This is a genomic window from Methylobacterium fujisawaense, assembly GCF_039619325.1.
GTDB classification, from domain to species: Bacteria; Pseudomonadota; Alphaproteobacteria; order Rhizobiales; family Beijerinckiaceae; genus Methylobacterium; species Methylobacterium fujisawaense.
The window spans coordinates 4,404,664-4,429,805 of sequence record NZ_CP155000.1; the positions used below are offsets into that span (position 1 = coordinate 4,404,664).

A 25,142-nucleotide genomic window follows, 5' to 3' on the forward strand; every position below is an offset into this window, starting at 1 on the left:
AAAGCTTGTCAGACAGGCAATCGATCTGGCGCCCCAGTCGCGAAACCGTGTGGCCCCGTCTTCCTTTGACGGCATTTGTTACAATATGACAACGCTCGCGGGGCCTGACCCGCCCGATCCCGAATCCGTCACCGAAGAACCCGTCATGTCCGAAACGAGCAACGCTCCCGCCCCGGCCGCATCCGGCTCAGCCGCCGGCAAGATCCCGGTCACCGTGCTCACCGGCTATCTCGGCGCTGGCAAGACCACGCTCCTCAACCGGATCCTCACCGAGAATCACGGTAAGCGCTATGCCGTGATCGTCAACGAGTTCGGCGAGATCGGCATCGACAACGACCTCGTCGTCGGCGCGGACGAGGAAGTGTTCGAGATGAACAACGGCTGCGTCTGCTGCACGGTGCGCGGCGACCTGATCCGGATCATGGATGGGCTGGTCAAGCGCCGGGGCAAGTTCGACGCGATCATCGTCGAGACCACCGGCCTCGCCGATCCGGCCCCCGTGGCGCAGACCTTCTTCGTCGACCAGGACGTGGGCGAGGCCGCGCGCCTCGACGCGGTGGTGACGGTGGCCGACGCCAAATGGTTGTCCGACCGCCTGAAGGACGCGCCCGAGGCCAAGAACCAGATCGCCTTCGCGGACGTGATCCTGCTCAACAAGAGCGATCTCGTCTCCCCGGCCGACCTCGACCGGGTCGAGGCCGAGATCCGCACGATCAACCCCCTGGCCAAGCTCCACCGCACGCAGAACTGCGCGGTGCCCCTCGAGGCCGTGCTGGAGCGCAACGCCTTCGACCTCGACCGCATCCTCGACGTCGAGCCCGACTTCCTGGAGGCGGGACACCACCACCATCACGATTCCGACATCCGCTCGGTCTCGGCCAAGATCGAGGGTGAGGTCGATCCGGACAAGTTCATGCCGTGGATCTCGAACCTGACCCAGTCGCAGGGTCCGGACATCCTCCGGTGCAAGGGGATCGTGGCCTTCCCGAACGAGCCGAAGCGCTTCGTCTTCCAGGGCGTGCACATGATCCTCGACGGCGACGTGCAGGGCGACTGGGGGAAGGACGAGAAGCGGGTCTCGCGGGTGGTGTTCATCGGGCGCAACCTCGATCCGGCGGCGATCACGGAGGGCTTCGAGGCCTGCCGCGCGTGAGCCGACCGGCCGCCTCCCACAGGGGCGGCCGGGCCCTGAGCGCCGCCCGAAGGCGATTCTCAACGATTGGATGGCATCACGGCACGAGCGGGCCAGCGTAACCGGCCCGCGGAGCCCGCGTAGCCATGGCCCACACCGCAGCGCCTGCAGGCCCGGTCCCGTCCGGGATCGCGGGCGGACTCCCGCTCATCGTGGCCGTCGAGGGGCTGGCCAAGGCGCTGTTTGCGGCGTTCATCTTCTTCGCCTGCTTCGCCTTCTCGGAGACCTCCCCGTACGACGCGGTGGCGATCCCCACGATCCTGCTCTGGCTCTGCCTCGGCGTGCGGCTGCACCGCGGGGCGGTGCCCCTGGTCGCACTCCTCCTGCTCTACCTCGCGGCCATCGTGTCCGCGCTGCTGCCCTACCTGAACGAGGAGTTCCCGGTCACCTGGACGGTGCAGCTGATCTACCTCGCGATCACCTGCATCTTCTTCGCGATGTTCTTCGCGGACGACACCCACGCCCGGATGGAGCTGGCGCTCAAGGCCTACACGGCGAGCTGCGTGTTCTCGGCGGTGCTCGGAATCGTCGGCTATCTCCAGTGGCTCGGGATCGAGGACCTGTTCTACAAATACGACCGGGCCTCGGGCACCTTCCAGGACCCGAACGTGTTCGGCTCCTTCCTGACGCTCGGCGCCCTCTACCTGATGCACGGCCTGCTCACCGGCTCGACCCGGCGACCGCTGGTGTCGCTCGTCGGCCTGCTGATCATCGTCGCCGGCATCTTCCTGTCGTTCTCGCGGGGCTCCTGGGGCGGGAGCGTCGTCGCGGTGCTCCTGATGGTGGGATCGGTCTATGCCGGCAGCACCGCCCCGCGCCTGCGCCGCCGCATCGTGCTCCTGACCCTCGCCACGGTCGTCCTCGGCACCGTCGCGGTGATCGGGCTGCTCTCGGTCGACCACGTCCACAAGATGTTCGAAACCCGCGCGGCCCTGACCCAGGACTACGACCAGGGCGAGACCGGCCGCTTTGGCAACCAGATCCGCGGCTTCGCGATGCTGCTGGAGCGGCCGTTCGGCATGGGGCCGATGCACTGGCGGCTGATCTTCGGGCTCGAACCGCACAATTCGTATATCGGCTCCTTCGCCAACGGGGGCTGGCTCGGGGGCACGGTGTTCATCGGCCTCGTGGTGATCACCGGCATCGTCGGGTTCCGGCTCCTGGCACGGCCGTCGCCCGTCCGGGCGCACGCGCAGATCGTTTGGCCGGCGCTGCTGATGTTCTTCCTGCAGGCGGTCCAGATCGATATCGAGAAGTGGCGCCACGTCTACATGATGCTGGGCATGGTCTGGGCGCTGGAGGCGGCGCGGCTGCGCGCCGGCGCGCCGCAGGCGGGTGCGCTTGAAACGCGGCGCTAGGCGCGGCATCGCTCGGCTCCGGCCGAGCTGCCAATCCGCACCCGGAGACGGTACGTGAACACACAGCCGGACAACGAGGGCGATCGGCTCGCCGCCCTTGAGGCCCTCGGGATCGTGGGCACGCCGCCCGAGCCGCATTTCGAGGCCGTCTGCCGGACAGCCTGCCGCCTGTTCGGCGTGCGCCACGCGTTCGTGGCCTTCCTCGGTGACACGCAGCAGTGGCTCAAGACGCCCTGCCAGGCCTTGCCGACCACGATGCGGCGGGATCAGAGCCTGTGCCAGCACACGATCCGCAGCGATGCCCTGCTCGTCGTACCCGACACCCGGCTCGACGTGCGCTTCTGTGACCTGCCCGCCGTCGCTGCGCCGGACGGGATCCGGTTCTATGCCGGTATCCCGCTGAGCCTCGAGCCCGGCCTGCGGATCGGCACCTTCTGCCTCGCCGACCCGGAACCCCGAGCCGGTCTCTCGCCGGCGGACGCCGCCGCCTTCCGCGACCTCGCCGCGATCGTCGTGGCCCATCTGAGGCTGACGGAGGCCAATGCCAAGCGCGAACGCGAGATCGCGCAGGCCGCGATCCGCGAGGCGGTGATCCGCGAGCAGCATCGCGAGATCCATGCCCGGTCCCGCACTCAGGAGGCGGCGAACCACCAGCTCCTGATGGCCGAGCAACTCGCCAGCGTCGGAAACTGGCGCGTGGACCTCTCGGACGGTCAGCCGGTCTGGTCGGCCAGCCTCTACGCCATCGCCGGTCGCGACCCCGCGACACCGCCGCCGCGTCTCGACGCCTTCTCGCAGATCTACCATCCCGACGACCGCGCCCGGCTCGAGGCGATTGTCGCCGACGCGGTCGCCCGCAGAACGCGATTCGATTTCGAGGCGCGGCTGATCCGTCCGGACGGCGAGCTCCGCGACGTGGTCGTCCGCGGCATGTGCCGGGGGGAGGACCCCAATGCCGGCCTCGTCGGCGTTCTCATCGACGTGACCGAGCGCCGGCGCGCCGAAGACGAGGTGCGCCGGAGCGAGCTGCGCTATCGCGGCCTCGCCGAGGCGCTGCCGCTGCTGGTCTGGACCATGCGGGTCGGGGACGGACAGTCCACTTACGCCAACGCCCAGTTCCAGTCCTATTACGGGCCGATCGGGCCCGAGCGCGCGGAGCGCCTGATCCGGAACCACCCGGAGGATGCGCCCGCCATGGAGGCGGCCTGGACCCGGGCGGTCGAGACCGGGACGGGCTATAGCGGCCAGTGGCGGATCCGCCGCCACGACGGCCTCTACCGGTGGCACAAGATCTCGCTGATTCCGATCCGCCTCGATCCGGCGGACGGCGCTGTGGCGGAGTGGCTCGGGACCGCACTCGATGTCGACGACATCATCACGGCGCGGCTCGCCGTCGAGGAGGCCCGCGGCCTGCTGGGCATCGCCCTGGACGCCGCCGAGGCCGGCACCTGGGACTGGGACATGCGCACGGGGCTCGTCACGCTGAGCCCGGAAAGCGCCCGGATGCACGGTCTGCGGGATAACGGCGCTGCGCACACGCTGTCGGCGTCCGAATGGACCGCGTTGATTCATCCCGACGACGTCGCCGATGTCTGGATCGAGATCCGACGGGCGGTCGAGTCCGGGACCTCCTATGCGGCCGAATTCCGGGCCGGCGGGCGCTGGCTCTACGCGCGCGGGCGGACGCTCTGCGGCGCCGAGGGGCACCCTCAGAGCATGGTCGGCCTCCATCTCGACATCACCGAGCGCAAGGCGGTCGAGGCGGCCCTGCGCACCGCCACGCGGGATGCCGAGGCGGCCCGCACCGAGGCGGAGCGCGCGAGCGCGGCCAAGAGCGAGTTCCTCGCCGCGATGAGCCACGAGATCCGCACGCCGCTCAACGGCATCCTCGGCTATGCCGAGCTGCTCCTCGACGGCGATGCGATCCAGAGCGAGGACCGGCGGCGCCTGGAGCTGATCCAGAGTTCCGGAGCGGCCTTGCTCACGGTCGTCAACGACATCCTCGACTTCTCGAAGATCGAGGCGGGCGAGCTGACCCTCGATCCGGTCCCCTTCCCGCTGGTCTCGATCGTGGACGGGACGGTCTCGATCGTGCGCGGCAGTGCGCTGCGCAGCGGCCTCGCCATCGAGGCCCGGATCGACCCGGCCCTTCCGACCTTCGTGATCGGTGACGCGGGACGCTTGCGTCAGGTGCTGCTCAACCTCCTGAACAACGCCGTGAAGTTCACGCCCGAGGGTTCCGTCACGGTGACCGTGGAGCGGGAAGGCGATGATCGCGCCGCCGACGGTCGCCCCGGCGACGCGGTGCGGTTTTCCGTGATCGATACCGGCATCGGCATCGCGCCGGCGCAGCAGGACAGGCTGTTCAAGCGGTTCAGTCAGGTCGACGGCTCCATCAGCCGGCGGTTCGGCGGCACCGGCCTCGGTCTCGCGATCTCCCGGCACCTCGTGACCCTGATGGGCGGCGAGATCGGCGTCGAGAGCCGCGAGGGGGAGGGCTCGACCTTCTGGTTCCGCCTGGTGCTGCCGCGGGGCGAGCAGGGCGCCGACGCGGCGGAGGACCGGATCGAGGCGGATCCGGCGCTGCTGCGGTCGCAGTCCGTGGCCGCTCCGGCGGCCGGCGCCGTGCCAGCCTCCCCGATCCGGCTGCTCCTGGTCGAGGACGTCCCTCTCAACCAGGAACTGGCCTGCGCGGTGCTCGAATCCCAGGGCTACACGGTGGATGTCGCCGGGGACGGGGCCGAGGCGATCACGGCGGTCGGATCGTCCGTCGCGGCGGGGCGCGCCTACGATCTCGTGCTCATGGACGTCCAGATGCCCCGGGTCGACGGGCTCACGGCCACCCGGCGCATCCGCGCCCTGGCGCCGCCCGCCTGCGACATCCCGATCGTGGCCATGACGGCGAACGTCCTGCCGTCGCAGATCGAGGAACTGCGCGAGGCCGGGATGGACGATTATGTCGGCAAGCCGTTCCGGCGGGCCGATCTCTTCGCCACGATCAGCCGCTGGACGGCCCCGGGCGCGCGCCGCCCGGCGCGGGCCGAGGAGCCGCGCACCGTACCCGACATCGATTCCGCCGTCCTCGATGCCGCGGTTCTCACCGAAATGACGGCGAGCTTCGGCTCCGACCGGGTGGGGGCGCTGCTCGATCTCCTGGCCAACGAGCTGTCCGAGCGGTTCCGGCCGAGCGAGACCGACCGTCTTCAGATCGCTCACGACGCGCACGCCCTGGTGGCGGCGGCGGGGCTCCTGGGCTTCGTCGGCCTGTCGAGCCTGTGCCGCGAGGTCGAGGCCGCCGCCCATGCGGGGGCCGACCTGATGCCGCTGATCCGGCGCCTGGAAATCCAGCGGGCGACGGCGCTGCGCGCCATCCGGCAGCTGCGCGCGGCCTGATGCGACGCGGCTGAGGCGCGGGCCGGCGCCCCGACAGGGGCCGCCCCGCGCGGTTGGGCCCTATGCCTCGTCGGTCTCGGGCAGCGGGTCGCCGGTCCAGGTCGTCGCGAAGGCGGCGAGCTCCCGGGCGTCGGTGAAGGCCGCCACGGTGACCTCCCGCTCGGCCGGTTCCGCGCCCGGATAGGGCGCGAGCAGGATCCGCACCCGCGCCAGCCGGCCGCTGGGCGCCTTGTCGGCGATCCAGGCCTGCGCGTCCGGCGTGAAGCGTTCCGGGCCGTCGAGGGCCCGGGCGTCGGTGCGCAGCACGACCACGTAGGTGCCGAGGCTCGGATCGGCCTCCTGAACAGCCTTGACGATGTCGATCACGGGCTTTCCGCGAAGTCGTTGATCTGAACCTGGGCCTGCGCCGACGTGAAGTTCGGGATGTCCGCGAAGATCTCCTCGCCATGGGCGGCGACGGCTTTCTGGAAGGCGTCGACCGACGCGAAGGTCAGCAGCGCCATCACCTGGATCGGGGCGGTGCCGCCGTCCGGCGTGCCGGCACCCTTGACCACCTTGGCCTCGTGCAGGCCGAGGGACGACCAGCGCTCGCGCACCAGCGGCATGTGATGGCCGAGATAGTAGCCCATGTCGAAGCTCGGGCCGGCCGGATACATCACGCTTACCAGGATCATGGGGCTTCCTTTCTGTGTCACGCCCGGTCCGCCCGGGCGCCCGTCCTCGGTTCGTGGGGGCGACGGTCAGTGCAGCTTCACTCGCGGCTCGGTGCGCCGGGTCAGCGCGCGCGCCAGGGTGTCGAGGACCGTCTTGGCCGTGCCGTGGAGCGCCCGCTCGTGCATCTTGTAGAGCGAGCGGTACATCATGCGGGCGAACAGGCCGGCGATGAGCATGTTCTTGCCCCGTACGAACCCCATCAGGCTGCCCACGGTCGAATACTCGCCGAGCGAGACCAGCGAGCCGAAATCCTTGTACCGGAACGGCTTCAGCGGCTTCCCGGCGATCTTGGCCGGGATCTGGCTGATGAGGTGGCTCGCCTGCTGGTGGGCCGCCTGGGCGCGGGGCGGCACCGGCGTGTCGGAGCCGGCCTCCACCAGATAGGCGCAGTCGCCGATGGCGAAGATATCCGGGTCGCGGGTCGTCTGCAGCGTCGGGGTCACCACCAGCTGGTTGGTCCGCGTGGTCTCCAGGCCGCCGATGCCCTGCAGGAACGGCGGCGCCTTCACCCCCGCCGCCCAGACGACCAGCTCGGACGGGATGAAGGTCCCGTCGGCGAGCTGGACGCCGTCGGCGCGCACCTCGGTCACCCGGGCCTTCACGCGCACGTCGACGCCGATCTTGTTGAGGAGCTGCATCACCTCGGCCGAGAGGCGCTGCGGCACCGCCGGCAGGATCCGGTCCGCGGCCTCCACCAGGGTGATGCGGATGTCCTTGCCCGGGTCGATCTTGTCGAGCCCGGTGGAGACGACGTGGCGCAGCGTCCGGTGCAACTCGGCGGCGAGTTCGGTTCCGGTGGCGCCCGCGCCGATCACCGTGACGTGGAGCTGGCCGGGCCGGACCGGGCCGACCTGGGTGTGGGCCCGCAGCGAGGCGTTCACGAGGCGCTGGTGGAAGCGCACCGCCTGCTCCTGGGTGTCGAGGGCGATGGCATGCTCGGCGACGCCCGTCGTGCCGAAATCGTTCGTGGTGGAGCCCACCGCCATCACCAGCGTGTCGTAGGGGACGGCGCGCTCGGGCGTGACCTCGCGCCCTTCCGCGTCGTGGCTCGCCGCGAGCTGGACCGTGCGCGCCTCGCGGTCGAGGCCGGTCATGCGCCCGATCCGGTAGCGGAAGCCGTGCATGTGGGCGTGATGCAGGTAATCCACCGCGTGGTGGCCCACATCGAGGCTGCCGGCCGCCACCTCGTGAAGCAGCGGCTTCCAGATATGCGTCCGGGCGCGGTCCACGAGGGTGATGTGCGCGCGCTTGCCGCGCCCGAGCTTGTCGCCGAGCTTCGTCACCAGCTGGAGGCCGGCGGCGCCGCCGCCGACCACCACGACACGATGCAGGCCGGACTCGTTCTCGACGGATGCCATCGACACTCTTTCTTTCCCCGGACCGGGATTAATCGCCGGCCTCCTTACACGGCCTGGGCTGCCGAATTCCACAACCGCTTGTCGCGGCCCCAGGTCACCAGCGCGGATTCACGCGCACGCGTGGCGCGCGATCACGCCGACGGGGCACCCGGCTGACGCAACGGGTGTGCCTCCGCGACAGCGGGCAGGTCGAGGCAGGCCTCGGCGATTCGCGCGACCGTCGGGTAGGCCGCCGTGTCGATGCCGAAGATGCCGGTCCCGACCCAGAGGCTGACGAGGCAGAGATCGGCATGGCTCACCGAATCGCCCTGGCAGAAGCGTCCCGTGCCCGCCTCGGTGGACAGCCGCGTCTCCAGGGTCACGAGGCCGGTCGTGAAGGCGTTGCGCAGGAAATCCAGCATCCGCTCCCGGGGCAGACCGTAATGCTCCATCAGGAAGGTGCGCACCCGAGGCACGTAGAGCGGGTGGGTGTCGCACGCGACCACCTGTGCCAGCGAGCGGGCCCGGGCCCGCGCCCGGGGCTCCTCCGGCAGGAGGCGCACGCCGCCCCGCGTCTCCTCCAGGTAATCGAGGATCGCGAGCGACTGGGTGAGCGGCGGCCCGTCGCCGTCGAACAGGGCCGGTACCGCGCCCTGCGGGTTGATCCTCCGGAACTCCGGCTTGTGCTGGTCGCCCGCGTCGAGATCGATGAAGGTCTCCTCGTAGGCGATGCCCTTCAGCTTCAGGGCGATCCGCACCCGGAAGGCCGCAGCCGAGCGCCAATTGCCGTACATGTGCATGGGGAGCGATCTCCGACGGGATCGGAAGAGCACAGCCGAGTTTGCCGCGCACCGCAAGTGGGACGTGGACGCGGCCGCCCGGGGGCGACAAGCGGCCTCGGCCGGCCCATATCGGTCTTCCGTCCCGGAGAGCCCGCACGATGGCCGATCAGACCGACGCCCGCCGCTTCATCCCCCTGAACATCGCGGTCCTGACCGTCTCCGACACGCGCCGCCCGGAGGACGACCGCTCGGGGGACACCCTGACGCAGCGCCTCACCGAGGCGGGGCATCGTCTGGCGGCCCGGACGATCGTGCCGGACGAGGTCCCGGCGATCCGCGGCCAGGTGGAGGCGTGGCTGCGCGATCCCGGCGTCGACGTGGTGATCACCACCGGCGGGACCGGCTTCACCGGCCGCGACGTCACCCCCGAGGCGCTGGAGCCGCTGTTCGAGAAACGGATGGACGGCTTCTCGGCCGTGTTCCACCGGATCTCGTACGACAAGATCGGCACCTCGACCCTGCAATCCCGCGCCACCGCGGGGGTCGCGCAGGCGACCTACGTGTTCGTGCTGCCGGGCTCACCGGGCGCCTGCCGGGACGCCTGGGACGGGATCCTGGCCCAGCAGCTCGACTACCGGCACCGGCCCTGCAACTTCGTGGAGATCATGCCGCGTCTCGACGAGCACCTGCGGCGCGGGGCCAGCATCGCGGTGTGAGGATGAGCCTCAGTCCGGGCCCGCCCGCGGCGGCCCGGAATGACGGGATCGTCATGGGGGATCGTGAGGGGCCGGTCCGTCTGTCCTACGCCGCGTTCCCCTCCTTCCGGCGCAGGACCGAGTGCTTGCGGCCGTAGAAGAAGTACACGACGAGGCCGATCGCCATCCAGATCACCAGCCGCAGCCACGTGTCGAGGGGCAGGCCGATCATCAGGAGCAGGCAGAACAGGATGCCGAGGATCGGCACGACCGGCACGGCGGGGGCCCGGAACGGCCGCTTCATGTGGCGCTCGGTCCGCCGCAGGTAGAGCACCGAGCCGCAGACCAGGATGAAGGCGGCGAGCGTGCCGATGCTCACCATCTCCCCGAGGATGTGGATCGGCACCAGGGCCGCCACCACGGCGACCACGGCCCCGATCAGCGCCTGGCTGCGATACGGCGTCTGGTAGGTCGGATGGACGTGGGAGAACATCTTCGGCAGCAGGCCGTCCTGGGCCATGGTGAAGAAGATCCGGCTCTGGCCGTAGAGCAGGACGAGGATCACCGTCGTGAGCCCGGTCAGCGCCCCGAGCTTGATCAGGAGGGCGAACCAGCCGATGCCGATCACGTCGACGCCCTTGGCGATCGGGTCGGGGACGTTCAGCTCCTTGTAGGGGACGAGGCCGGTGAGCACGGCGGCGACGAGCACGTACAGGATCGTGCAGACCGCCAGCGAGCCCAGGATGCCGATGGGCATGTCCTTCTGGGGCTTGCGCGCCTCCTGGGCGGCGGTGGAGACCGCGTCGAAGCCGATGAAGGCGAAGAACACCACGCCGGCGCCGCGCAGGATGCCGCTGGCGCCGAAATGCCCGAAGGTGCCGTCGTTGTCGGGGATCAGCGGGCTCCAGTTCGCGGTGTCGACGTGGCCCCAGCCCAGCGCGATGAAGGCCACCACCACGGTGAGCTTCACCGCGACCATGATGTTGTTGAAGCGCGCCGATTCCTTGGTCCCGCGCATCAGCAAAATCGTGATCAGCGCCACGATCAGCACCGCCGGCAGGTTGAACAGAGCCGTCCCGCCGCCGTCGATCGGCGTGCCGGGCGCGTTCGCGAACTGGGCCGGGATCACGATCCCGACGGTCTTCAGGATGCTGATGACGTAGCCCGACCAGCCCACCGCCACGGTGGCGGCACCCATGGCGTATTCGAGGATCAGGTCCCAGCCGATGAGCCACGCGAAGAACTCGCCCAGCGTCGCGTAGGTGTAGGTGTAGCTCGACCCCGCCACCGGGATCAGCGCGGCCATCTCGGAGTAGCACAGGCCGACGAAGGCGCAGGCGATGCCGCCGAGCATGAAGGACAGCATGATCCCCGGTCCGGCATACTGGGCCGCCGCCGTGCCGGTGAGAACGAAGATGCCGGCGCCGATGATCGCCCCGATGCCCATCGCGGTGATCGAGAGGGCGCCGAGCGACTTCGAGAGCTGCTGCTCGCCCTCGCCGCTCTCGACGATGTCGTCGACCGATTTGCGCCCCATCAGGCCCGACGATTCCATTGCACCATCCTTCCAGATCGAGCCGGGTCAGCCCGCTTCCACAGATGTAGAGTCGGCGAAATTTCTGCCGCGCTTCAAGTGTTGTAGAGGCGGACTGACCGACAACAACGAGGGCCGGCGCAAGATTCTGCCGGTCAGGCGCGTTCGATCCGGGCGATCAAGGGCCGGACCTTGAGGCGCGCCGCGAACGGGCCGCCGCTCCGCAGGGCCTCGCGCCGGACGACGTCCCCGGCCCGGGCCTGCCGGGCGCCCATCACGCTCTCCAACCGGCCCACGAGCCGTTCGAGCCAGCCCGCGGCCGAACGGTGCAGGCGGCCGAGGGCCGTCTCCGGCCGCGCCGTCCCGACGAAGCGGTCGAGGGTGCGGATCCAGCCCTCGGCCGGAACGTCCCCGGCCTCAAGGCACAGGATCCAGTCCCGACGGGCTGCGGCAGCGCCCGCGGCGTAGGGATTGCCGCCCCGGTGCAGCACGAGCGTCGCGCCCGTGGCCTCCGCGACGGCCGCCACGGCTTCACTCTCGCTGCCCGAAACGATCACCGCGTCGCCGATGAGGCCGCCGGCCACGCCGGAGACCAGCACGCTGAGCGTGTCGGCCAGGCGATCGATCGCGTCCGGATCGGCCGGGTCGGCCAGATAGGTCACGGCGGAGAGCATGAGCGCGCGCATAGACGATTCTGCGCCGCCGTAAACCGCCCGGCCGCCATCGGGCGGCCGTGTCGCTGTCCGGACAGGCGACAAAGCTGTGTCTGCCTGAAAAAGAGGCGTTCGGCCGACGTCTGTTCGCTCTATGTTCCGAGCGGGGTCGGGCAGGAGACGAGTCGCTATGGTGTCGATACCCGATGACGTCTCGGGCCGGCCCGCCCAGCGACTCGGCCCGAGCGGCGTGCCGCGGGATGCTCGGCGCGGGCGTGGTGCCACGGCCAATCCCACCGGCCGCCACGAGCCGGCCCGGCGGGAGACGTTCCACGAGGAGACCGGGATGGCGGACGCGCCGGCGCCCCTGCGCACGCAGGTCACCCCGGAGCGCTCCACGCGGATCATCGCCCGCAACAGCTCGCCCGACATCCCCTTCGACCGGTCGATCAACCCTTATCGGGGCTGCGAGCACGGCTGCATCTACTGCTACGCGCGCCCCACCCATGCCTGGCTCGGCCTGTCGCCGGGGCTCGACTTCGAGTCGCGGATCTTCACCAAGCCGGACGCCGCAAGGCTGCTGGCCCGCGAGATGGCCGCGCCGGGCTACCGGCCCGAGACGATCGCCCTCGGCACCGCCACGGATCCCTACCAGCCCGTCGAGCGCGCGCACCGGATCACCCGCGCGGTGCTGGAGGTGCTGCGTGACGCCCGCCATCCCGTCAGCATCACCACCAAGTCGGACCTCGTGCTGCGCGACCTCGATATCCTGGCGGCGATGGCGGCGGACAATCTCGTGCTCGCGGCGATCTCGTTGCCGACGCTGGATCCGGACCTCGCCCGCCGCCTCGACCCGCGGGCGCCGCGGCCGGACAAGCGGCTCGCGGCGATGCGCGCGCTGAGCGCGGCTGGGGTGCCCGTCATGGTCAACGTCTCGCCGATCATTCCCGGCCTGACCGATCACGAGATCGAATCGATCCTGGCCGAGGCGCGTGCGCACGGGGCGAGTCGCATCGGCCACGCGCTGCTGCGCCTCCCCGGCGAAGTCGCCGACCTCGTGGCCGACTGGTTCGCCGAGCACTATCCGGAGCGCAGGGCGCGGGCCTTCGCACTCCTGCGGGAAGCCCGGGGCGGGCGCGAGAACGACCCGCGCTTCGGCCACCGCTTCCGCGGGGAGGGGGCCTACGCGGCGATGATCGGCCAGCGGGTCCGGCTCGCAGGCACGCGACTCGGCTTCGCCTTGGGGCGGATGGCGCTGAACCGGGAGTTCTTCCGCAGACCGGGGGCACAGTTGTCGCTGTTCTGAGACGGCGCGGCGTCGAGCCCGGCTGGCCAGGATCGTATGAGCGGAGCGCCTGCCGGGCCAAATGAATCCGCCGTCGGTGCAGCAGCTTATCGATCATCCATCTCCAATTCCGCTGGAAATGGCGACGTACCGCACTCGTCGCGTCAATCGGGACTTCGATTGCGCGAATACTCGGCTTGTTGACTCTAGGTTTAATCTTAATTGTCAGAATACATATTTCGATTGAGTCTTGAATTCGAGGTTGACAGCAAAGATCTTTTGTCATTTATGAAGTCGTTTTATGGGTTATTATTGAGAAGGACTTACGCTTTGTCTCGATATTTCAGATTTTCAATAGGATCGATTATCGGATTGGTATTGCTGAGTATGGGAGTAATGCTGCTTGCCGTGCGTACAGACACGCTCCTGAGCGCTGTGGAGCACGCGCGAGAGGGGCAGCGCGTCGTCACGCTCACGCGGGTCAGCCGCACGCTGCTCCGGTCGGTGATCGCGACCCGCATGGCGCGGGGCATCGTTCAGAAGGTCCTGGCCGTCGAGGGTCCGATCTCGGTGGCCGACAGGGCGGATCAGCTGTCCGAGCGGCAGGCCCTGATGGACGCGGAGACGGAATTCTGGATCCTTGTGCGCGACCTCGCCGTGCCGTCGGTCCAGGCGACGCTGGAGCCGCTTCGGAGCGCGCAGGCGACCTTGGCGGCGCTGAGGCCACAGATCGACGCGGTCGTCGCGCTCCCGAGGGAACGCCGCGATGCGGCGTTCAGACAGACCTTCGACACAGCCGTCACGAGCCTCCTCAACGCCTTCGCGGCAACCAACGCCGCGGTGGACGCGGCCATCCCGCGCCGGGACACGGCGGTCGCGCAGGCCCTCGACATCAAGCGTGCCAGCTGGGCGACGCGGGTCGCACTCGGCAATTCCTGGCGCCGTATGGAAACCTCGGTGGCCGCCAAGGCGGCTTGGTCGCAGGAGGAGATCATCGCGGCGGCCGAGGAGCGGGGACGCCTGATGGCGGACTGGGGTAAAGTCGTCGACCTGTTCACGGAAGACGTCCCGGTCGCCCTGCGTGCCGCCTTCCAGAAGGCGCAGGCCAGCAACTTCGAGGGCGAGTCGGCGCGGCGGCGCGTCGCGATCACGGACGCGCTCAGCCGGGGCAAGGCGCCCGGCATCGAGGCCGATGCGTTGCGCGCGCGCGACATCGCCGACGGGAGGGCGCTTCTCGATCTGGCCCACGCGGGTCTCGACGCGATGATCGAACGGGCCCAGCTCCTCGCCGCCGAGTCGCAGCGTGCGCTTTTCGGGGCCGTGCTGTTCCTGACCGCAGCGGTCCTGCTGGCGGTCGGCGGTATCGTCATCGTGTTCCGTTGGGTGCTCCGGCCGTTGCGGGCCATGACCCAGGCCATGCAGGCGCTCGCGGGAGGAGACGCCGACGTGCCGATCCCGGCCCGCGAGCGGCGGGACGAGATCGGCGCGATGGCGGCGGCCGTGCAGGTCTTCCGGGACAACCTCGTCCGCACCCGCGCCCTGGAGGCCGAGGCGGCCGAGGCGGCGCGGGCCGCGGAGGCGCAGCGTCGGAGCATGACGCTCACGATGGCGCAGGGTTTCGAGTCGGCGGTGGCCGGCATCGTCGGTCAGGTCTCCGCCGCCGCGGCCGAATTGCAGACCACGGCCTGGCAGATGACCACGACCGCCCAGCAGACCGCCAGCCAGTCCGATACCGTGGCCGCCGCCGCCGAGGAGGCGTCCACCGGCGTCAGAACCGTGGCCGCCGCCGTGGAGGAACTCGGCACCTCCGTCCAAGAGATTGCGCGCCAGGTCCAGGGCTCGTCCGAACTGGCGCGGGCCGCCGTCGGCGAGGCCGACCGGACCGCCGTGCTGGTGGCCGCGCTCAACACGGCGGCCGCCCGGGTCGACGCGGTGGTCGAGCTGATCGCCGGCATCGCCGCACAGACGAATCTGCTGGCGCTCAACGCCACCATCGAGGCGGCGCGGGCCGGCGAGGCGGGGCGGGGCTTCGCGGTGGTCGCCACCGAGGTGAAGGACCTCGCAGCCCAGACAGGCCGCGCCACCGAGGAGATCGGGCGGCAGATCGGCGACATCCAGACCGTCACCGGTCAGGCGGTGGAGGCGATCGGGACGATCACCGGCCGGATCGGGGAGATCAGTGCGGTGGCCGCCGCGATCGCGGCGGCGGTGGAGCAGCAGGGGGTGGCCACGCAGGAGATTGTCCGCAACATCACGCAGGTCACTACGGGGACGCAGGAGGTGACCGGCACCATCGCCGGGGTTGCGCAGGCAGCCGACCAGACGGGGCGCGCGGCCGACCACGTCCTGACGGCCGCGACCGCGCTCACGCGTCAGTCGGAGCAGCTCGCCGTCGAGGTCGGTCGCTTCCTGGCCGGCGTCCGGGCTGCGTGACCCCTGGGGGCCGGGATCAGTCGAAGGCCCGGGTGAAGCTGAGCCGGTGATGCGGGCTGCGGCCGAGTTGCGTCAGGCCGGCGCGGTGGACGGCCGTGCCGTAGCCGACGTTGCGCTCCCAGCCGTAGCCGGGATGGCGCTGAGCCAGGCGCCGCATCAGCCGGTCGCGGAACACCTTGGCGACGATCGACGCGGCGGCGATCTGCGGCACCAGCCGGTCGCCGCCGACCACGGCGCGACCCGGAAGGCCCGGCAGGGCGTCGCGCCCGTCGACCAGCACGGGCGCGGCGAGGCCGAGCCGGGCGACCGCCCGCGCCATCGCGTCGAGGGTTGCGCCGCGGATGTTGATCTGGTCGATCAGCGCCCGGGAGCCCGCCGCCACCGCGACCCGGGCATGGGCGTGGATCATGGGGGCCAGACGTTCCCGGGCCGGCTCCGGGACGCGCTTGCTGTCGTCGAGGGCGCCCAGCAGGTCGGCGGGGATCGCCGCCGGATCGAACCAGACCGCGGCCACCACGACCGGCCCACAGAGCGCGCCGCGACCGACCTCGTCGCAGCCGATCACCGCCGGGTAGGCTGCGGCCCGGTTCGGATCGAAGGGCGGCCGGCCCGCCATCGGCTTGGTCGGCGACGTGGCGGCGACCGACTTGCCGACCGACTTAACAGTCGATTTGGCGATGGGCGGGGCGGACGGCTTGGCGGGCGGCTTGGCGGGCGGCATGGCGCCGTCCTGCCATCCCGCGCGGGCGCCGTCACGGGTCAGGCGGCGTCCCGGGTGCCGCGCGCGCCGCCATGCGCCTCGATGATATTGCCGAAGAACTGCCGCGCGCTCACGTCCCAGCCGCAGCACAGGGCCTCGGCCCGGCACTCGGCCCGCGACAGCCGCAGGGCCGCCAGCGCGGCAGCCCGGAGATCCTGATCGAGAACCCCGACGCGACGGCCGCCGACCACGTCGTTGGGGCCCGGCACCGGGAAGGCCGCCACCGGAAGGCCGCTGGCCAGGGCCTCGAGGAGCACGATACCGAACGTGTCGGTGAGGCTCGGGAACACGAAGACGTCGCAGGCGGCGTAGACCGCCGCGAGGTCCGCGCCGGTGCGGGTGCCGAGGAAGCGCGCCCCCGGCGCGAGACCCTGTAGCCGCGCGCGGTCCGGCCCGTCGCCCACCACGACCTTGGTGCCGGGCAAGTCGAGGGCGAGGAAGGCGGCGACGTTCTTCTCCACCGCCAGCCGCCCGACATAGAGGAACAGCGGCCCGGGCAGGTCCGCGAGTTCCGCCGGCACGGGCGTCCCCGGTCCGGCGGGCCGGAACCGTTCCGTGTCTACGCCCCGGGTCCAGCGCATCAGCCGGCCGAATCCCCGCGCCGCCAGTTCACCCTGGAGCGAGGCGGTGCTGACCATCGTTCCCCGCGCCGCGCCGTGGAACCGGCGCAGATAGGCGTAGGACCACGCTTCCGGCACCGGCGCGCGGGCCGCGAGATATTCCGGGAAGCGGGTGTGGTAGCTCGTCGTGAACGGCAGGTTGTGCGCCAGGCAATGGCGCCGCACGGCCAACCCCACGGGCCCCTCCGTGGCGATATGCACGTGGGTCGGCCGTTCCGCCGTCCAGCGCGCCGCCACCCGCTCCCGGCTGGCATAGGCGAGGCGGATCTCGGGATAGCCCGGGAGCGGCAGCGACCGGAAATCCGCCACGGAGAGCAGGGCCGTCGCGAAGCCGTGTTCCGGGGCGCGGCGGACCATCTGCTCCAGGGAGCGGACGACGCCGTTCACCTGGGGATGCCACGCGTCGCTGGCGATCAGAAGCTTCACGGCAGTGCCCTCAAGCCACCGCGCGCCGGCCCGCCAGGGGTTGCGGCACGGCCTCGGCCGCTTGCGCCCGCAGGAGGCTCGGATAGTGCAGAACCTCGAGCCGGCCGTCGTAATGCTCCACGAGACCGGTGCAGGATTCCACCCAGTCGCCGGTGTTGAGGTAGCGCAGGTCGCCGATCGGCCGGTCCGCCGCATGGTGGATGTGGCCGCAGATCACCCCGTCGGCACCCTGGCGGCGCGCCTCCTCGGCCAGGATCGTCTCGAAGCGGCCGATGAAGCTCACGGCGTTCTTCACGCGCAGCTTCGCCCAGGCGGAGAGCGACCAGTAGGACAGGCCGAGGCGCCGCCGCACCTTGTTGATCAGGGTGTTGAGGGACAGGGCCAGGGTGTAGGCGCCGTCGCCGAGATGGGCGAGCCAGCGCGAGTGCCGCACGACCATGTCGAACTGGTCGCCGTGGATCACGAGGTAGCGCTTGCCGTCGGCCGCCTCGTGGATCGCGGTCTCGGCCAGCTCGATGCCGCCGAAGCTCGTGCCCACATAGTCGCGCAGGAACTCGTCGTGGTTCCCGGGCAGGTAGACGATCCGCGCGCCCTTGCGGACCTTGCGCAGGAGCTTCTGCACCACGTCGTTGTGCTCCTGCGGCCAGTACCAGCCCGAGCGCAACTGCCACCCGTCCACGATGTCGCCCACGAGATAGATCGTGTCGGCGTCGTAATCCTTCAGGAACGACAGGAGCAGACCGGCTTGGCAGCCGCGCGTTCCGAGATGCAGGTCGGACAGGAACAGCGTCCGCACGCGGACCGGCATCTCCTCAACCTCGGCCACGGCAACCCTCTCCCGGCGGCTGAACGGTGCCGGGATCCAGAGCGCGATCCCATCTCAGTTTGATGACGCGGAGTCCCGGCGGGGCCACCCGTCCGCGTTGCGGCGCCGCAAAGCATCTCAACCGGACCTCGGCTTCGTTGCGCCGCACAAAAAATTTTTTTGCCAAGTTCTGGAAGTTTTTCCGGTTTTCCTTTCGAGCTTCGCCCGCTCATAATACCAGGAACCGGCGGCTCGGCACGAGTTCGGCCGGACCTTGACAGGAAGGCGGCGAGGACGGCCCTGAGGCCGTTGGACGGGACGGCATTTCGGAGGCGACCGGCGCGCGGGGGCGTGCCGCGACGCGAGCGGCGTGAGGCCGCCTGCCGCTCCGCGGAGGCCCCCCGATCACGGCAGAGGATGGCGTTCGAGGGGGCGCGGCGCGAGCCGCTTTCGACGGCGCCGGACCGACTCCCTGAGGACGCTTGGACAACCCGGCGCGGGTTCACGCCCGCGCACAATGGATTTTTCGGAGGAAACATCATGGCCGCAACCCGGCGCCCCGGTCGCAACCACCTCTTCATTCCCGGCCCCACGAACATCCCGGAGCGCGTCCTGCGCGCCATGCACGTGCCGTCGGAGGATCACCGCTCGCCGAGCTTCCCCGAGCTGGTGAAGCCGCTGCTCCAGGACTCCAAGATGGTGTTCGGCTCGACCGCCGGGACGGTCATCCTGTTCCCGTCCTCGGGCACCGGCATCTGGGAATCGGCCCTGTCCAACACCCTCTGCCGCGGCGACACGGTGCTGACCTCGCGCTACGGCCAGTTCAGCCACCTCTGGGTCGACATGGCCCAGCGCCTCGGCCTCGACGTGGTCGTCCAGGAGGAGGAGTGGGGCACCGGCGCCGATCCGCAGAAGATCGAGGAGGCCCTGCGCGCCGACAAGGATCATAAGATCAAGGCCGTCATGGTCGTCCACAACGAGACCGCCACGGGCGTCACCAGCGACATCGGCGCGGTGCGCAAGGCGATCGACGCCGCCGGCCACCCGGCCCTGCTGTTCGTGGACGGCATCTCGTCGATCGGCTCGCTGCCGTTCTACATGGACGACTGGAAGGTCGACTGCGCCATCGCGGGCTCGCAGAAGGGCTTCATGCTGCCGGCCGGCCTCGGCCTGATCTGCATCAGCCCGAAGGCGCTCAAGATCGCCGAGGGCGGCACCGGCCGCAACGACCGGCTCGGCCATGCCTACTTCGCCTGGAAGGACCAGCTGGCCGCCAACGCCACCGGCTACTTCCCCTACACCCCCGTCCTGCCGCTGCTCTACGGCCTGCGCGAGGCCCTGGCGATCGTGAAGGAGGAGGGGCTGGAGAACGTCTACCACCGCCATCACGTGCTCGCCGAGGCGACCCGTCAGGCCGTGGCGGCCTGGGGCCTCAAGCCCTGCGCCAAGGAGCCGAAGTGGAACTCCGACACGGTCACGGCGATCGTGGTGCCGGAGGGCGCCGACGCCGCCAAGGTGATCATCCACGCCTACGAGCGCTACAACCTGTCGCTCGGGGCCGGCCTCTCGAAAGTCGCCGGCAAGGTGTTCCGCATCGGCCACCTGGGCGACCTGAACGAGCTCTCGCTGCTGGGCGCCATCGCGGGCGCCGAGATGGCCATGATCGATTGCGGCATCAAGGTCACGCCGGGCTCGGGCGTCGCCGCCGCCTCAAGCTATCTGCGCGAGAATCCGCTGCATAAGGCGTAATCGGCGCACGCGATCGGGGCGGGGCCGGGTTGCCGGGCCCGCCCCGACGCGCAAGTAAGAACAAGACTATCGAGGAAACTGCCCGTCGTACGAGAGGGGTCCTATGACCAAGAAGATCGTGTTCCTGGATCGTGAATCCCTCGATGCCAGGGTCCGACCGTTCAACTTCCCGCACGAATACGTCGAGCACGACTCGACCTGGACGCCGGAAGAGATCGTCTCCCGCCTCCAGGGGGCGGAGATCGCGCTGATCAACAAGGTCCCGATGCGGGCCGAGACGCTGAAGCAGCTCCCCGACCTGAAGCTGATCGCCGTCGCCGCCACCGGCACCGACGTGGTCGACAAGGCCGCGGCCAAGGCGCAGGGCATCACCGTCGTCAACATCCGCAACTACGCCTTCAACACCGTGCCGGAGCACGTGGTCGGGCTGATGTTCGCCCTGCGCCGGGCAATCGTGCCCTACGCGAACTCGGTGAAGCGGGGCGACTGGGCGAAGTCCAAGCAGTTCTGCTACTTCGACTACCCGATCTACGACATCGCCGGCTCGACGCTGGGCATCGTCGGCTACGGGGCGCTCGGCAAGTCGATCGCCAAGCGCGCCGAGGCGCTCGGCATGACGGTCATCGCCTACGACGTGTTCCCGCAGGACGGGCTGGTCGATTTCGAGACGATCCTGACGCAGTCCGACGTGATCACGCTGCACGTGCCGCTGACCCCCGAGACCAAGGGGATGATCGGCGCGGCCGAATTCAGGAAGATGAAGAAGAGCGCCATCCTCATCAACACGGCCCGCGGCGGGCTCGTGGACGAGGCGGCCCTGCTCGAAGCGCTCAAGGACGGCACCATCGCGGGCGCCGGCTTCGACGTGGTGGCGCAGGAGCCGCCCAAGGACGGCAACATCCTGTGCGAGGCCGACCTGCCGAACCTGATCGTCACGCCCCACGTGGCCTGGGCGAGCAAGGAGGCGATGCAGATCCTGGCCGACCAGCTCGTCGACAACGTCGAGGCCTTCGTGGCGGGCAAGCCGCAGAACGTGGTCGAGTAGGCACGACAGGCCCCCTCTCCCGCACGGGAGAGGGTTGGGGTGAGGGAGGACAACTCTCCGGATGAGGCACGCCCCTCACCCTGTCCCTCTCCCGCACGGGAGAGGGGGCCCGCGCCTCGCCCGCTATGCCATCTGAAAGCTCGGGCGCACGATGACGCGGATGGGTCGCGCGCTGCGACCGCCCTTTGAAAACAAGACGATAGCGCCGCAGGGCGCGACAGAAAGGTCTGAATCGTGACGAAGAAGCTGCTGTTCCTGTTCGACACCGATGCCGTGCCGAACGTGTTCGACACGGTCGTCGGCTACGACGGCGGCGCCGACCACATCGCCGGCTACGGTGGCGTGAACCCCGACAATGTCGGCGCTCTGGTCGACGGCACGATCTACACCCGTGGCGGTTCCGAGAAGAAGTCGACGGCGATCTTCGTCGGCGGCGGCAGCATGGCGGCCGGCGAAGAGCTGTTCACCGCGGTCAAGAAGCGGTTCTTCGGCCCGTTCCGCGTCTCGGTCATGCTCGATTCCAACGGCTCCAACACAACGGCCGCCGCGGGCGTCGCGCTGGTGGCGAAGGCCGCAGGCTCGCTCCAGGGCAAGAAGGCCGTCGTGCTGGCCGGCACCGGCCCGGTCGGCATGCGCTCGGCCGCGCTGCTCGCCGGCGAGGGCGCCGAGGTCACCATCGCGGGCCGCGCCCTCGACAAGACCCAGGCTGCCGCGGACCAGATCAACAAGCGCTTCAAGGTCAACGTGAAGGCCGCCGCGACCCCCGACGAGGCCTCCCGCGTGGCCCTCGTGAAGGGCACGAACCTCGTGTTCACGGCGGGCGCCATCGGCGTCGAGCTGCTGCCCGAATCCGCCTGGGTGCAGGAATCGTCCATCGAGTTCGTCGCCGACTACAACGCCCAGCCCCCGACGGGCATCGGCGGCATCGACGTGATGGACAAGGGCAAGGAGCGCAACGGCAAGCAGGCCTTCGGCGCGCTGGGCATCGGCGGGTTGAAGCTCAAGCTGCACCGGGCCTGCGTGGGCCAGCTCTTCGAGAGCACCGACAAGGTGCTCGACGCCGAGGAGATTTATTCGCTCGCCAAGTCGATGGCCTGACGGGAGGGACGCCCATGTCGGACACGCAGCAGGCGCCGGAAAACGCGTCCATCCAGACCTTCCTGACGGAACTCGCCAGCGCCGCCCCGACCCCCGGCGGTGGCGGCGCGGCGGCGATCTCCGGCGCCATGGGCGCGGCTCTGGTGTCGATGGTCTGCAACCTCACCATCGGCAAGAAGAAGTATGTCGAGGTCGAGGCCGAGCTGAAGGAGGTCCTGGCCAAGTCCGAGGGCCTGCGGGTCGTGCTCACCGGCATGATCGGGGAGGACGTCCAGGCCTTCGACGCCGTGATGGGTGCCTACGGCCTGCCCAAGGCCACCGACGACGAGAAGGCGGCCCGCGCGGAGAAAATCCAGGCGGCCCTCAAGACGGCCTGCGACGTGCCGCTCGCCTGCTGCCGGGCGTGCCGCGCGGTGATCGACCTCGCGGCGATCACCGCCGACAAGGGCAACCTCAACGTCGTGTCGGATGCCGGCGTGGCCGTGCTCTCCGCCTATGCCGGACTGCGCAGCGCGGCGCTCAACGTCTACGTGAACGCGAAGGGTCTCGAGGACCGGGACTTCGCCGACGAGCGGCTGAAGGAACTCGAAGACCTTCTGGCCGGGGCCGGGGCCTTGACCGAGAAGGTCTACGAGGTGGTGAAGACCAAAGTGAACTGACGCCCGCGGCGCTTGATCCTGGCGCCGGCAAACCATGGACAGTCGAGGCCGGGTGCATCATGCCCCGGCCTCGTTGTTTTTGAGTATGCCGCAACGCAGCATCGAATACGATCCGTGCTGCAACCGCGAAAAAGTCGTCGTCAAGCCCGAGATCAAAAAATTTGACGGGCTTATTCCTTCGACTCAACTAAAGTGAAGGGCATCAACGGCGGCAACGAACCGCGGAGGAGGCGCCGAATGGACGTCCACGAGTATCAGGCCAAGGAGCTGCTTGCGAGCTTCGGCGTGGCCGTCCCGAAGGGCGCGATCGCGTTCAGCCCGGATCAGGCGGTCTACGCGGCTACGGAATTGGGCGGATCCTTCTGGGCCGTGAAGGCGCAGATCCACGCGGGTGCCCGCGGAAAGGCCGGCGGCATCAAGCTCTGCCGGACATATAACGAGGTCCGCGACGCCGCCAAGGATCTCCTCGGCAAGCGCCTCGTCACCCACCAGACCGGCCCCGAGGGTAAGCCGGTCCAGCGGGTCTACGTCGAGACCGCCGACCCGTTCGAGCGTGAGCTCTACCTCGGCTACGTGCTGGACCGGAAGGCCGAGCGCGTGCGCGTCATCGCCAGCCAGCGCGGTGGCATGGACATCGAGGAGATCGCCGCGAACGAGCCCGACGCCCTGATCCAGGTGGTGGTCGAGCCGGCGGTGGGCCTGCAGCAGTTCCAGGCCCGGGAGATCGCCTTCCAGCTCGGGCTCAACATCAAGCAGGTCTCGGCCGCGGTGAAGACGATCATGAACGCCTACCGGGCGTTCCGCGACTGCGACGGCACGATGCTGGAGATCAATCCGCTGGTCGTCACCAAGGACGACCGGGTGCTCGCGCTCGATGCCAAGATGTCCTTCGACGACAACGCGATGTTCCGCCGGCCGGGCATCGCCGACATGCACGACCCCTCGCAGGGCGATCCCCGCGAGGCGCAGGCCGCCGAGCACAACCTCAGCTACATCGGCCTCGAGGGCGAGATCGGCTGCATCGTCAACGGCGCCGGGCTGGCCATGGCCACCATGGACATGATCAAGCACGCGGGCGGCGAGCCGGCGAACTTCCTGGATGTCGGCGGCGGCGCCTCGCCCGAGCGGGTGGCCACGGCCTTCCGGCTGGTCCTGTCGGACCGCAACGTGAAGGCGATCCTCGTCAACATCTTCGCCGGCATCAACCGCTGCGACTGGGTCGCCGAGGGTGTCGTCCAGGCCGCGCGCGAAGTGAAGATCGACGTGCCGCTGGTGGTCCGGCTCGCCGGTACGAACGTGGAGGCGGGCAAGAAGATCCTGGCCGAGAGCGGCCTCGACCTGATCACCGCCGACACCCTGTCGGAGGCGGCCAAGAAGGCGGTCGACGCCTGCGCCACCGCCAAGACGCAGCACTGAAGGGGAGACCGCGCCATGAGCATCCTCATCGACGAGACCACCCCGATTATCGTCCAGGGCATCACGGGCGACAAGGGCACCTTCCACGCCAAGGAGATGCTGGATTACGGCACGAACGTCGTCGGCGGCGTCACCCCGGGCAAGGGCGGCCGCACCCATCTCGGCCTGCCGGTGTTCAACACCGTCAAGGAGGCCGTGGCGGCGACCGGCGCCACCACGTCCATCACCTTCGTGGCGCCCCCTTTCGCGGCCGACGCCATCATGGAAGCGGCCGATGCCGGCCTGCGGCTGGTCTGCTCGATCACGGACGGCATCCCGGCCCAGGACATGATGCGGGTGAAGCGCTACTTGATGCGCTATCCGCGGGATCGCCGCACGATGGTGGTCGGCCCGAACTGTGCCGGCATCATCTCCCCCGGCAAGGCGATGCTTGGCATCATGCCCGGTCACATCTATCTCCCCGGCAATGTCGGGGTGATCTCCCGGTCGGGGACGCTCGGCTACGAGGCGGCCTCGCAGCTCAAGGAGCTCGGGCTCGGCATCTCCACCTCGGTGGGGATCGGCGGTGATCCGATCAACGGCTCGTCCTTCCTCGACCACCTCGCCCTGTTCGAGACCGATCCGGACACCGACGCGGTGCTGATGATCGGCGAGATCGGCGGCCCGCAGGAGGCCGAGGCGTCGGCCTGGATCCGCGAGAACATGTCGAAGCCGGTGATCGGCTTCGTGGCGGGGCTCACGGCGCCGAAGGGCCGCCGCATGGGCCATGCGGGGGCGATCATCTCGGCTGCCGGCGACAGCGCCGCCGAGAAGGCCGAGATCATGCGCTCCTACGGCCTCACCGTGGCGCCGGATCCGGGTTCCTTCGGCCAGACGGTGGCCGACGTGCTGGCCCGGGCGGCGTAGCCGCAGCCAGCCTGCCGCACAGTCTCAGAACGCGGCGTGGGTCCCCTCTCCCGTGCGGGAGAGGGACAGGGTGAGGGATCGGATCCTTCCGGAGAAGGCGCGGTCCATCGGCGTACCGGCGGCGCGCTCGATCCTGAACCATCGCGTCCCTCACCCCGACCCTCTCCCGCACGGGAGAGGGGGCTCGTCGCGCTGGGCACCGGCCGATGCGCGTACCTCCCGAGCCGGCGGTGACGACGCTTCGCGCTGAACATCCTCCAAGAAAACCGCGCGCCACGAGGT

The 25,142-nt window shown here is 69.8% G+C and carries 21 protein-coding genes; 12 read left to right on the forward strand and 9 right to left on the reverse strand.

The annotated features are described in order from the left end of the window. The first annotated feature begins 145 nt into the window (after positions 1-145). The 3 genes from ABC766_RS20935 (at position 146) to ABC766_RS20945 (ending at position 5,943) form a co-directional block, all read left to right on the forward strand. The gene (locus tag ABC766_RS20935) at positions 146-1,153 is read left to right on the forward strand and encodes a CobW family GTP-binding protein (protein WP_043385135.1); all 1,008 of its coding nucleotides are present in this window, start codon (positions 146-148) and stop codon (positions 1,151-1,153) included. 125 nt (positions 1,154-1,278) lie between these two features. Further along, positions 1,279-2,550: an O-antigen ligase family protein gene (locus tag ABC766_RS20940; RefSeq protein WP_043355737.1), complete on the forward strand. Its 1,272-nt coding sequence runs from the start codon at positions 1,279-1,281 to the stop codon at positions 2,548-2,550. Between the two features lie 54 nt (positions 2,551-2,604). After that, positions 2,605-5,943, forward strand: coding sequence for an ATP-binding protein (locus tag ABC766_RS20945; RefSeq protein ID WP_345819399.1), 3,339 nt, complete (start codon positions 2,605-2,607; stop codon positions 5,941-5,943). A 60-nt stretch (positions 5,944-6,003) separates the two neighbouring features. On the opposite strand, the gene ABC766_RS20950 is transcribed toward ABC766_RS20945, so the two are convergent. The 4 genes from ABC766_RS20950 to maiA all read right to left on the reverse strand — a co-directional run bounded on the left by ABC766_RS20950 (position 6,004) and on the right by maiA (position 8,794). Further along, positions 6,004-6,309, reverse strand: a complete 306-nt coding sequence (locus tag ABC766_RS20950) for a hypothetical protein (protein WP_043355733.1) — start codon at positions 6,307-6,309, stop codon at positions 6,004-6,006. Beyond that, positions 6,306-6,617, reverse strand: a complete 312-nt coding sequence (locus tag ABC766_RS20955; RefSeq protein WP_345819400.1) for an EthD family reductase — start codon at positions 6,615-6,617, stop codon at positions 6,306-6,308. Before ABC766_RS20955 ends, ABC766_RS20950 begins: the two co-directional genes overlap by 4 nt. A gap of 66 nt (positions 6,618-6,683) precedes the next feature. Further along, positions 6,684-8,015: an NAD(P)/FAD-dependent oxidoreductase gene (locus ABC766_RS20960; protein WP_043355729.1), complete on the reverse strand. Its 1,332-nt coding sequence runs from the start codon at positions 8,013-8,015 to the stop codon at positions 6,684-6,686. Between the two features lie 131 nt (positions 8,016-8,146). Further along, positions 8,147-8,794: a maleylacetoacetate isomerase gene (gene maiA, locus ABC766_RS20965; protein WP_043385141.1), complete on the reverse strand. Its 648-nt coding sequence runs from the start codon at positions 8,792-8,794 to the stop codon at positions 8,147-8,149. A 140-nt stretch (positions 8,795-8,934) separates the two neighbouring features. Between maiA and moaB the strand changes: the two genes are divergently transcribed. Next, the gene (gene moaB, locus ABC766_RS20970; protein ID WP_345819401.1) at positions 8,935-9,492 is read left to right on the forward strand and encodes a molybdenum cofactor biosynthesis protein B; all 558 of its coding nucleotides are present in this window, start codon (positions 8,935-8,937) and stop codon (positions 9,490-9,492) included. An 85-nt stretch (positions 9,493-9,577) separates the two neighbouring features. Here the strand turns inward: moaB and ABC766_RS20975 are convergent, their stop codons facing one another. Both ABC766_RS20975 and ABC766_RS20980 read right to left on the reverse strand, forming a co-directional pair. Then, complete coding sequence (locus tag ABC766_RS20975) at positions 9,578-11,026, reverse strand: amino acid permease (RefSeq protein WP_345819402.1); 1,449 nt, start codon at positions 11,024-11,026, stop codon at positions 9,578-9,580. Positions 11,027-11,160: 134 nt separating this feature from the next. Continuing rightward, on the reverse strand, positions 11,161-11,691 hold the full coding sequence (locus ABC766_RS20980; protein WP_083936148.1) for a hypothetical protein: 531 nt from the start codon (positions 11,689-11,691) through the stop codon (positions 11,161-11,163). A gap of 157 nt (positions 11,692-11,848) precedes the next feature. On the opposite strand from ABC766_RS20980, the gene ABC766_RS20985 reads away from it, so the two are divergent. Next, positions 11,849-12,964 carry a PA0069 family radical SAM protein gene (locus tag ABC766_RS20985; protein WP_345819403.1) on the forward strand — a complete coding sequence of 372 codons (1,116 nt, stop codon included), beginning with the start codon at positions 11,849-11,851 and terminating at the stop codon, positions 12,962-12,964. Between the two features lie 366 nt (positions 12,965-13,330). Further along, the gene (locus tag ABC766_RS20990; protein ID WP_427902326.1) at positions 13,331-15,376 is read left to right on the forward strand and encodes a methyl-accepting chemotaxis protein; all 2,046 of its coding nucleotides are present in this window, start codon (positions 13,331-13,333) and stop codon (positions 15,374-15,376) included. Positions 15,377-15,392: 16 nt separating this feature from the next. Here ABC766_RS20990 and ABC766_RS20995 read toward each other — a convergent pair whose 3' ends face one another. The 3 genes from ABC766_RS20995 to ABC766_RS21005 form a co-directional block, all read right to left on the reverse strand. Further along, the gene (locus tag ABC766_RS20995; protein ID WP_345822812.1) at positions 15,393-15,992 is read right to left on the reverse strand and encodes a ribonuclease HII; all 600 of its coding nucleotides are present in this window, start codon (positions 15,990-15,992) and stop codon (positions 15,393-15,395) included. A 143-nt stretch (positions 15,993-16,135) separates the two neighbouring features. After that, complete coding sequence (locus tag ABC766_RS21000) at positions 16,136-17,182, reverse strand: glycosyltransferase family 1 protein (protein ID WP_345819405.1); 1,047 nt, start codon at positions 17,180-17,182, stop codon at positions 16,136-16,138. A gap of 10 nt (positions 17,183-17,192) precedes the next feature. Beyond that, the gene (locus ABC766_RS21005; RefSeq protein WP_427902327.1) at positions 17,193-17,990 is read right to left on the reverse strand and encodes a UDP-2,3-diacylglucosamine diphosphatase; all 798 of its coding nucleotides are present in this window, start codon (positions 17,988-17,990) and stop codon (positions 17,193-17,195) included. A gap of 537 nt (positions 17,991-18,527) precedes the next feature. Between ABC766_RS21005 and ABC766_RS21010 the strand changes: the two genes are divergently transcribed. From ABC766_RS21010 to sucD, 6 genes are all read left to right on the forward strand, one after another. Next, positions 18,528-19,736 carry an aminotransferase class V-fold PLP-dependent enzyme gene (locus ABC766_RS21010; protein WP_043385155.1) on the forward strand — a complete coding sequence of 403 codons (1,209 nt, stop codon included), beginning with the start codon at positions 18,528-18,530 and terminating at the stop codon, positions 19,734-19,736. 103 nt (positions 19,737-19,839) lie between these two features. Further along, the gene (locus tag ABC766_RS21015) at positions 19,840-20,781 is read left to right on the forward strand and encodes a D-2-hydroxyacid dehydrogenase (RefSeq protein WP_345819407.1); all 942 of its coding nucleotides are present in this window, start codon (positions 19,840-19,842) and stop codon (positions 20,779-20,781) included. Between the two features lie 234 nt (positions 20,782-21,015). Continuing rightward, entirely contained in the window at positions 21,016-21,879 is an 864-nt protein-coding gene (locus ABC766_RS21020) for an NADP-dependent methylenetetrahydromethanopterin/methylenetetrahydrofolate dehydrogenase (RefSeq protein WP_345819408.1), read from the forward strand. Positions 21,880-21,893: 14 nt separating this feature from the next. Beyond that, a complete protein-coding gene (gene fchA, locus ABC766_RS21025) occupies positions 21,894-22,538 on the forward strand; it encodes a methenyltetrahydrofolate cyclohydrolase (RefSeq protein WP_043355701.1) in 645 nt (214 codons plus the stop codon). A gap of 237 nt (positions 22,539-22,775) precedes the next feature. Beyond that, the gene (locus ABC766_RS21030) at positions 22,776-23,954 is read left to right on the forward strand and encodes a malate--CoA ligase subunit beta (RefSeq protein WP_043355699.1); all 1,179 of its coding nucleotides are present in this window, start codon (positions 22,776-22,778) and stop codon (positions 23,952-23,954) included. A 15-nt stretch (positions 23,955-23,969) separates the two neighbouring features. Further along, positions 23,970-24,860, forward strand: coding sequence for a succinate--CoA ligase subunit alpha (sucD, locus tag ABC766_RS21035; protein WP_043355698.1), 891 nt, complete (start codon positions 23,970-23,972; stop codon positions 24,858-24,860). The last annotated feature ends 282 nt before the right edge of the window (positions 24,861-25,142 follow it).